This is a genomic window from Mycobacterium sp., assembly GCF_049802695.1.
In the GTDB taxonomy this organism is placed as follows: Bacteria; Actinomycetota; Actinomycetes; order Mycobacteriales; family Mycobacteriaceae; genus Mycobacterium.
On sequence record NZ_JBARMY010000523.1, the window covers coordinates 1 to 10,212 of the forward strand.

Genomic DNA, 10,212 nt, shown 5'->3' on the forward strand with positions numbered 1-10,212 from the left:
GACGCGATCGTCGGGTGATTCCAGAGCATCGTCGCCGACAGCTCGAGACCCGACAGCTGCTCGGCCTCGCGTCGAATCGACATCGCCATCACCGAGTTGAGGCCCAGCTCCGCGAACGGCCGATCCACTTCGATTTCTGCTTCCGGCAGCCGAAGTTCACGGGCGAGAATTCCTCGCAGCCCAATCTCGAGTTCACGCCCCAAGTCTTCGGCGGTCATCTGAGACCACGGCCGCACCGATGTCGACGTGCGATCCGCGGCGGATGCCGCTTGGTGGGAGGAAGCGATCGGAGCCATCACCGCTTGCGCAATGTCGTAGGAATTCACGTACTCCCACGCGGCGAAGGCTTCCTCCGGAGTGACCGGCCGCGAACCCAGCCGTTCGAGCTCGTGCACCACGATCGCCGCCTCGGACGCGAAGCCGAGGCCCTGCCAGGCGACCCAATCAAGACTGACGGTGTGGCAGCCTCGGCGGTGGCGTGCCCGCGCCAAGCAGTCGAGATACGCATTGGCCGCCGCGTAGGCGCCCTGCCCGGGGATACCGAAAAACGTTCCGGCCGAGGCGATGAGGAAGAAGAAGTCGAGGCCGCTCGGCGTGAAAGCCGCCTGCAATGCCTGTCCACCAGCGATCTTCGGCCACATCACCCGCCGGAAAGCATTGTCCCCCACCTCTTCGAGAAGTTTGCTTTCGCTGACACCGGCAGCGTGGATCACGCCGCGTATGGGCGGTGCCCCGTCGCAGTCCCGCTTCGCCAGTAGCGCCTGCAGTGCTTCCCGTGAGCCGACGTCGACGGCAACGATATCGACGGCGACGCCCCGCATCTCCAGCGCCCTGATCGCGGCGATCTTCTGGCGCACATCCGTGTCGTTGGTGTCGCTGTCCCAGGCACGCCTGGGCGGCAACGGTGTTCGCCCCGCGAGTAGCAAACGACGCGCACCGAGGTCCGCGAGCCAGTCGGCCATCAGCAGACCGAGCGCGCCCAACCCACCGGTGATGAGATATGCCACGTCGGGGCGACACCGCAACGGCTCGCGCACCTGTTGTCCCGAGACCGGCACCAAAGCGGGCGCGAAGAACTCGCCCTCGCGCAGGACCAGGACCGACTCGCCTGCCGTCGGAAGTACCGTGGACAGTCCTGCTACGCAATCGCCGAAGTCGTCGCCGGCCCAGTTGGCGGGCATGTCAACGAGTCCGCCCCACAGCTTCGGCTGCTCGACCGCGATGACGCGGGCAAGGCCCCACAAGCAGCTCTGTGCCAACGCCTCATCGGAACCGGCTTCGCGGACACCGCGGGTGACGAGCCACAGCGTGGCGGGGTGTTGATCATCCCGGTCTGCGAGCAGCCGAACGACGTCGTTGACTTCTGTCGCCAGCCTTACGGCACTGTCGATGTCGGCCTCCCCGGGCTCCGACTCGGCGACGTAGAGCACATACCGCGCATCGGCCAGCCCGGCCGGACTGTACCCGGCGTCTGCGAGCCGATCCCGCAGATCGTTGCCACCGCTCGCGCCGCCGACAACGGCCAGCGTGGGTGGTCCGTCCGCCGGCGCCGGCTCATCAGCGTCCTTGGCCCGGGGTCGCCACTCGATCGCATGCGCGAAAGAACGCGGATCAGCTTCGTCGACCGGCCCGTGCGCAGGATTAGACTCCACATCCACGTACCGCAGCGAGCGGATGTCCACGCACGTATTGCCGTCTGGCGCCTTGATGGCGATGTCGACAACAATTTCGTCGGCTCTGCCGGGCAGCCGGCGTATTTCAACAACGCCCTGCGGGTAGCCGAGACCGGTTGAGAGTCGAATACTTCCGACTGCAGCGGGAACCATAAGCCGCGGGTTTGAGCCGTCCACCAAGCGGGCGACGTGGACGGCGGCGTCGACCAGTGCCACCGTCGACGGCTCCGCCAAGCTGACGTCGGCGATCGCACCGCCCGGGGTTGGCCGCAACACGTCCACCGACCAGTTGAACGGCTGGCCTTCGACGCCCCACGCATCCAAAAGCTCTGCGACGGAACGGGTTTCACCGCCGTTGACGTTGTGATGCCGGCCGTTGGCGGCGTAGACATCGCTGTCGGCAGCGCCGAGACCCGGCGGTATCGGTGACAGCCGGCCGCTGACATGCCTGACCCAGCGGTAGGAGGGCTGATCGGTCGCCGGACGCGATGACACGGTGACCGATTCGGCGTCGGCGACCACCTGGATCACCCGCGGCTGATCGACGACGATCGGATGCTCGAATTGGATTGCGGACACCGACGATGCGCCTGACTCCACCGCGGCGGCCGAGATCGTCTGCATCAGCACCGAAATCGGAACCACTTCGACACCGTGAATTCGGTGGCAGCCCGGATATGGCTTGGCCTCGGGCACCAGCCTTGCCTGCCAAAGGCGCGCAGGAGGCGTCGTTGCCACGGCGATGTGCGCACCTAGCAACGTGCCGTACATCGGCGCCGACCCGGCCGCGTCCACGCGCTCCTTGGTGGTGATCCAGTGGCGGGTGTGGTGCCAGGGCGTGGTCGGTATCACCGGATGTGGCCCGGCCGGATGAGCGGTGTCCGGCGGCTGGACGGTGTAGGTGGCGTTCAGGTTGGTGTGGAAGGTAAGCGTGTCCGGGGTATCGCGCTGCAGGGTCGGAACGGCGTGGTGATGAGTCTTGGCCAGAGTGTCGCTGATGGCGTAGGTCAGCACCGGATGCGGGCTGACTTCTACGAAAGTGCCGTAGTCGGCACCGGCAGCGGCGACGGCGTGACTGAACCGCACCGGGTTGCGCAAGTTGGCAGACCAGTAGTCAGCGTCGAAAACAATTGCGCCGCTCGTCGCATGGTCGTGAGTGGTGGTGATGACCCGAATGGCCGGCCGCCGCGGCGTCAAGTCAGCAAGCGCCGTCCGCAACTCTGGCAGCACCGGATCGATGATCGGATGGTGCGACGCTACATCCACCTCGATGCGCCGCGCCAACCGATCTTGCGCAGCCACCACGGCGATCACCGTATCCACCTGCTCAGGCGGACCGGCGATCACCGACTGACGCGGCGACGCATACACGGCCAACGTCACCCCGGGATGATCAGCGATCAACGCCTTGGCGCTTTCCGGATCCAGCTCGAGTAGCGCCATTGCGCCTTCGCCGGACAGCCGCGCCATCAACCGGGACCGGGTGGCTATCACTCGCAATCCTTCGCGGGGAGTCAGCGCTCCGGCCACCACCGCCGCGGTCACTTCGCCCATCGAATGACCGATTACCGCGTCGGGTTCCACGCCATAAAAGCGCCAGAGTTCCGTCAGCGCCAACTGCATCCCCACCAGAACCGGCTGGATGCGGTCGATTCCGACCACCGGCTCACCGGCGGTCAGCACCTGTCGCAGCGAAAACCCGGTCTGCTCAACAAATGCCGGCTCCAAGTCGGCCACCGCCGCGGCGAACACCGGCTCATCGGTCAGCAACTGCCGACCCATGCCGGCCCACTGCGAGCCCTGCCCCGAGTAGACGAACACCGTCCCCGGCCGGCACACGCCCTGATGCGGTGCTACCACCCCATCGGCCGAACGGCCCGCAGCCAGTGCGCGCAACCCCGCGACCGCCTGCGCGCGGTCGCACGCGGCTACTGTGGCGAACTTTGCCTGCCGGTTACGGTGATGGTTGACGGTATGCGCCACCTCGGGCAACGCCACATCTGCGCCCGGGCCAACCATCCACTGCGCCAAGACGTCCGCCGTCGAAGCTACGCGCTCGTCCGTCTTGCCTGAGACCACAAGCGTCGTCACCGCCCCGGCGGACCGAGGCAGGATTGCCAGGCGAGGCAACGGATCCGGACCCTGCTCCAGCACGACGTGCGCATTGGTGCCACCGAAACCGAACGACGACACCCCGGCCCGTCGCGGATGGCCCGTGGAAGGCCAAGTAGTCGGTGCTTCAACGACTCTCAACCTCAGATTCTCAAATGGAATGTGCGGGTTGGGATTTTTGAAGTGCAGGTTGGCCGGGATGTGCCCGCGCTGAACCGACAACACCGCCTTGATGAAGCCGGCGATCCCGGCCGCCGCCTCCAGATGACCGATATTCGACTTGACCGCGCCGATCAGCAGCGGAGTGCTTTGAGAGCGCGCACGACCCAGCACTCTTCCGAGCGCGCGGGCTTCGATGGGATCGCCGAGCAGCGTGCCGGTGCCATGGGCCTCGACATAGTCAACATCGCGTGGCTCGACGCCGGCATTGGCGTAGGCGGCGCGCAACACCGCCATCTGTGCTGCCGGATTGGGGGCCATCAACCCGTTGGACCGGCCATCTTGATTGACCGCCGAACCGCAAACCACCGCAAGCACCGGATCGCCATCGTGCAGTGCATCGCTGAGTCGCTTGAGCACCGCGACTCCGCAACCCTCGCCGCGTACGAACCCGTCGGCGCCGGCGTCGAACGCCTGGCATTGACCCGTCGGCGACATCGCCTCGGCCTGGTCGAAGCTGCGGGTAACAGCCGGTGACAGCAGCAGATTGACCCCTGCGGCGATGGCGAGATTCGAATCACCCGTCCGCAGGCTCTGGCAAGCCAGATGCACCGCCACCAGCGATGACGAACACGCCGTGTCGACCGTTACCGACGGCCCGCGCAGGTCGAAGAAGTACGAAAGGCGGTTGGCGATGATGCTGAGCGCACCGCCGGTACCCGACCATGCATCCACTTGGCTCAGGTCCATCGTTGCCAGAAATCCGTACTCGCCCAGGCATGCTCCGGCGAAGACCCCCGTCTGCGTCTGCCGCAGCTTATGGGCGGGAATGCCGGCGTGCTCCAAGGCCTCATACGCCACTTCCAGCAGCAGGCGCTGCTGGGGGTCCATCTTGGCCGCCTCGCTCGGCGAGATCTCGAAGAATTCTGCGTCGAAGGCGTCGATGTCGGGCAAGAACGAACCCCAGCGCGTCGTGCGCGACAGCGCGGCGGCCACTTCGGGTGAGCCATCGTCGAACCGCGGCCACCGATCCGGCGGAACCTCCCCTACCGCCGACCGACCGTCACACAGGAATCGCCAGAACGCTTCCGGCCCGGAGATGTCTCCGGGAAAACGGCATCCCAGGCCGATAACGGCGATTGGCTCGTCCAACAGGTGCCGATCATGAACGGACACCGTTTCGGCGTTGAAGTCGGACTCGGAGCCGGTCAGAACGTGAGCCAGGGCATTTATGGTCGGGTGTTGCCAGAACTCGACGGGTGAGACCGGCCGGTCGAGCAATTCTGACAGTTCGCCGGAGAGCACAACGGCATCGCGCGACCCGAGACCCAAGTCTTTCAGGGAGGCGTCGAAGTCAACGTCATCAGGGCTGCACCCGATGTTGGTGACTAGGTAGTCAACCAGCCAGTGCCGCAGTTCAGCCTCGTCGAACGACGTCATGCCGGGATACCCAGACGTGCGCCGAAGGTTTGCTCATTCAGTTGCGGGTTTCGCCGGCAGCCGGCCGCAACGTTGTCGCCGTGCACCCAAATCTCTCCCACCATGCCGGCCGGATTCTCGACGCGGGTCTTCGGGTCAACGATCCGCACAGTGCACGCACCCGGTGCACCGTGGCTGACCAGCTCGGAACCGGCTTGTTCGCGTCCGCAGCGCTGCGCGTGGCCGGCCGACAATTTCTCGTAGTCGAAACGGACGGCCGTCCAAGGGCGCCCTGCTGACGATGCCACATAGACCATTGCCTCGGCCAGCCCGTAAGACGGCCGCAGCGCGGTGGCGGGAAGTCTGAACGGAGCCAACCGTTCGCTGAACCGGCTTCGGTATTCCCCGGCGGGGTCGACGTCGTCGTCGATCAGCGGGTAAGCAGACGCGTCCGGCCGTTGCTGCGCACGTTCAGGCAACAGAGCCGATATAGATGAGGCGGTTGCCGACATCGGGATAGTCCCCCTGTGGTGTCAGGCTCTGCGGTATCAAGCTTCGCGGACGCCCGATGCGCACGCTCCCAACCGGAGAGATTACCTTCGGCCCCGTAGAAAGCCGTCATGCGGAAGTGTCAAGACGGGTGAACTCGTCTTGACGGTAACGTTCGGCACAGGCGGAGCGGCGGACCTTTCCGCTGGTGGTGATCGGGAGCGAACCGGGCGGCACCAGCACCAGATCGGCTACCCGCAAGCCATGTGATTTTGATATCGCAGAGGCCACTTCCCGCTTGACGGTGTGCAGCCTGTGCCGGACCTCGTCATCGGAGCTGCCCCGCTTCTTGAGCTCGACAATCGCGACCAGCTGCTCGCTGCGATCGTTCGGCACTGAGATCGCCGCGACGCGGCCCCCCGTGATCTCCTGAATGGTGGCCTCGATGTCGTCGGGGTAGTGGTTGCGTCCATCGACGATGAGCAGGTCCTTGATGCGCCCGATGATGAACAGCTCGCCGTTGTTGATGACGCCCAGGTCGCCGGTCCGCAGCCACGGCGCGGGTGGCGTGCCGGGCGATGGATCAGCGATTTCTCCGCCGAACGTGCGCTCAGTCAGTTGCGGATTGCGCCAATAGCCGGTCGCCACGTTATCGCCGTGCACCCAGATCTCGCCAACCTGACCGGCCGACTTCTCGGCACCGGTCTCCGGGTCGACAATCCGCACGGTACAGGCGCGCGGAGCGCCAAGACTGACCAATTCAGCACCGGATTCGCAGAGCTTCGCGTGACCGGCCGACAGCTTCTCGTAGTCCAAGCGCACGGTCGCGGGGGGACGCCCCGGAGTCGACGACGCCACGTACACCGTCGCCTCGGCCAGCCCGTACGACGGACGAATTGCCTCTTGGGGAAGATTGAAGCGGGCGAACCGCTCGGTGAACCGGCGCAGCGTCGCGGCGTGTATGCGCTCGCTACCGCTGAGGATGACCTGCACGTGCCCCAAGTCGAGACCCGCCATGTCGTCGTCAGACGTCCGCCGCGAAGCCAGTTCGAAGGCGAAGTTGGGCGCCGCCGAAAACGGGCGAGTGTGTTTGGCCATCAGCTGCACCCACCGAGCGGGCTTCTGCAGGAACGCCATGGGGCTGGTCAGCACGGCGTGCAGCCCGAGCACCACAGGAGCGGTGAGACCCAGCAGCAAACCCATGTCGTGATAGAAGGGCAGCCACGAGAGCAAGGTGAGGTCATGCGGCGGCAACCCACCGATGTCTTCGAAGTAGTCGCTGATCACCTGCTCCAAGTTCGAAATGACGTTCTTGTGCGTCACCACTACGCCGGCCGGCGTGCGTGTCGACCCAGAGGTGTACTGCAGCAGAGCCGTTTCAGTCTGTGGCGCGCTGGCGGGTTGAAATGCCGGCGGCGTGTGTAGGTCGAGCGCATCGACCTCGATGACCGCCGGCGGGGAGCCGGGAAGCCCGTGCGCGCAGGACACGACGTCGTTGACGATCGCTGATGTCGTCAGGATCGCGGCGGGCGAGCTGTCCTGAAGCGTCAGGGAAACCCGCTCGTCGTGTGCTCCAAATTGCGGCACCGACAGCGGGATCGCGATGAAGCCGGCTTCCATGGCGCCGAGGAACCCGATTATGTACTCCAGCCCCTGCGGAGCCAGTATTGCGACGCGGTCACCCGGTGATCCCTTGGATGCCAGCTCAGCGGCAACCACCTGCGCGCGGTGCTGCACCTCAGACCAGGTCAAGCTCTCGCAATAGCCGGCCGGGTCCAGTTCGTAGTCGACGAAGGTGTAGGCGATTGCGTCCGGCTGCCGCCGGACCTGTTCGCGCAGCGCGCCGGGGATTGATGAATAACTCAGCGGCACTAGCAAGCTCCCCTTTAGTGTGGCCCCGTTTCGCCTGCCGGCCATCCGGGCGGCATCGCGATTCAGAAAATTTAGCACGGTATGTCCGAGCTGTTGGACGATAGCCCGACAATCTACTGTGAGATAGGTTTCACTATCCTAAGTCCGCCGGCGTGAGCGTACACGCAACCCTGTCAGCACTTTCACAGGAGGCGCTGATTGTTATCACAGGCCTCTCTAATATTAGAATCGATTGGCTGCCGCGACCACCGGGTCAAGCTCGGCATCGGATGCACGGCCGACCGTGCACCGGCGCCAGAATGCCTGGCGTTCCCATTGCGATTGTCCGGTGCACCGGATATATTCCTGCCACTATGTATCCCGACGATAGTCACAAAGACCTCGCTACGGTCCTTTCCTATATCGCTGGGCGGACGCTCAGCAAGGAAGAGGTCTGGAAGGCGATGGGTCTCCCGCGGTCGACGTACTACGACCAGCTGGAGAAGGGCACACTGATCAATGCGGATAACCTTCGGAGGGCTGCGGCGAACCTCGGTATCAACCGGGCCGAGCTGCTGACCCGGTACCGGCTGATCGACCCCGAAGAGGTCGCGTCGCTGGCCGAAGAGATTGCGAGGATGCGCCGCCCTTTACAATTCCCCCCGTCTCGGACGGGGGTGCTCACAGAAACGACGGCAACGGCTCCGGAGAGGCGGGCCACGATATCTCGGTTACGGCCGCGCCGTGACGCGCCCCCGCTCTAGCGGTGTCGGCGACGGCGACGCATTCACACCCATGCTTGAAGTAACGAGGCGGCTGTGGCTTTGACCTTCCTGATCGCCCTGACCCTGATTTCCGTCGGGTGGAGTTTGTGGATACGACGGTTGACCTGGCACTGCCGTTGGGAAGTTGCCGCCACGCTGAACATCGCTTTGCAGGGATGCGCCGTCGCGTTGATGTCGCCGGCCGCGTCCGCCACCCTGGGCGTGGCCCTGCACGGCCTGACCGGCAAGTGGAATCTCGAGGATTATCTGGGCCACGACTGTTACGTCGTGGCGGCGTCGGCGATCGTCTACAACGCGCTCGGCCGGCTCTCCGATGACGCGACGACGCAACGGCTGTTCAAGCAATTCGTCGAGCGTCCCGCCACGTTGTGCATCCCGTTGCTGCTGGCGACCTTCTCGTTCGGTAACGGTGCGAAGATTTACCGGGCTGACTTCTTCAAGGTGCCGACCGACTTCTGGTTAGACATTTACTGGCTGCTGCTGTGCGGCACGCTGATCTACCTGCTGGGGTTCGGGGTGCGCGCGCTGCTGGCACTGCGTAAAGATCCCCGGTCGAGGCGGATCGCCAACGTGTATCTGCTCGCCTCGGCCAGCGGGATCCTCGCATGCGCGATCAGGATCAGCACCGCGTTCATTACGCCGCTGCAGCGACTGGAGGGCGGTAGCCTGGTGTGGTTCTTCGCGTGCTTGTGCGGCGCCGGTTTCGCGCTGACCGCAGCACACTCCTGGCGACAGAAGGTTAAATGGTTCCAGCGCCCGACGGCGCGCGTGTGACCGGCGGTTCTCCGCCGAGCGCGGCGGCCGTGTCGGCGCTGGCGGGGAGGTGGCCGGCGGCGAGATGTGCGTTCGGTAATAAATTTTGCGAATCGCGCACCATTAGTGCGTGCTATGCATAGCATTGCTGCACCGTGGTTGCTTGCCGTCGGGGGAAGTTTTGTGTGCGTGGGTGGTCCGAACAACCGTCGGCCGCTAGGTAGATGACATCGTTAAGGAGGAAAACTGATGTCGTTTCTGTTCACCGATCCGAATGCCCTGACGTCGGCTTCGGGAAACATCATGGACATCGGAGTTGGAATGGCCAGCAGCAGTGCCGCTGCCGCCGGCCCGACGACGGGTGTGGTTCCGGCGGCATCCGATCCGGTGTCGGCGCTGACCGCGGGGCATTTCGCGTCGCATGCGGCGCTGTACCAGGCGATCAGCGCGCAGGCCGCGCTGGTGCATGAGCAGGTGGTGTCCACTCTTGGCACCAACGCCAGCTCGTACACGACCGCTGAGGCTGCCAACGCTGCCGCCAGCGCTCTCGGCGCCAGCTAAGCGGGGTGGGGGGTGACTTTTGCTTTTCTGCCGCCGGAGCTCATTTCGGCGTGGCTCTATACCGGTCCGGGGTCGGGGCCGATGTTGGCGGCTGCGTCCGCGTGGGAGTCGTTGGCCGCGGATCTGGGTTCCTCGGCCACTTCGTTCCAGTCCGTGCTGTCCGGGCTGACCGGCGCCTGGCAGGGTCCGTCGTCGACGCAGATGGCATCTGCGGCCCAGCCGTACATGGCCTGGATCTCGAACACCGCGAGCCAGGCTCAGCAGGCGAGCGCCAACGCCGGAGCGGCGGCCGCGGCGTTCGAGACGGCGTTCTCGGCCACCGTGCCGCCGCCGGAGATCGCGGCGAACCGCTCGTTGTTGATGGCGTTGGTCGCGACGAACTTACTCGGCCAGAACACCCCGGCGATCGC

The 10,212-nt window shown here is 65.2% G+C and carries 6 protein-coding genes; 3 read left to right on the plus strand and 3 right to left on the minus strand.

The window, feature by feature from the left end; genetic code table 11:
- The 3 genes from WA317_RS20595 to WA317_RS20605 form a co-directional block, all read right to left on the minus strand.
- Positions 1-5,384, minus strand: a 5,384-nt coding sequence (locus tag WA317_RS20595) for an acyltransferase domain-containing protein (RefSeq protein WP_425174785.1), incomplete at its 3' end; no start/stop codon positions are given.
- Entirely contained in the window at positions 5,381-5,842 is a 462-nt protein-coding gene (locus WA317_RS20600; protein ID WP_425174786.1) for a hypothetical protein, read from the minus strand. The genes WA317_RS20600 and WA317_RS20595, both read right to left, overlap by 4 nt.
- Before the next feature lie 139 nt (positions 5,843-5,981).
- A complete protein-coding gene (locus WA317_RS20605) occupies positions 5,982-7,724 on the minus strand; it encodes an AMP-binding protein (RefSeq protein ID WP_425174787.1) in 1,743 nt (580 codons plus the stop codon).
- Positions 7,725-8,521: 797 nt separating this feature from the next.
- On the opposite strand from WA317_RS20605, the gene WA317_RS20610 reads away from it, so the two are divergent.
- From WA317_RS20610 to WA317_RS20620, 3 genes are all read left to right on the plus strand, one after another.
- Positions 8,522-9,262, plus strand: coding sequence for a hypothetical protein (locus WA317_RS20610; RefSeq protein ID WP_425174788.1), 741 nt, complete (start codon positions 8,522-8,524; stop codon positions 9,260-9,262).
- A gap of 228 nt (positions 9,263-9,490) precedes the next feature.
- The gene (locus tag WA317_RS20615) at positions 9,491-9,802 is read left to right on the plus strand and encodes a PE family protein (RefSeq protein ID WP_425174789.1); all 312 of its coding nucleotides are present in this window, start codon (positions 9,491-9,493) and stop codon (positions 9,800-9,802) included.
- 12 nt (positions 9,803-9,814) lie between these two features.
- On the plus strand, positions 9,815-10,212 hold a 398-nt coding region (locus WA317_RS20620; RefSeq protein WP_425174790.1), incomplete at its 3' end, for a PPE family protein.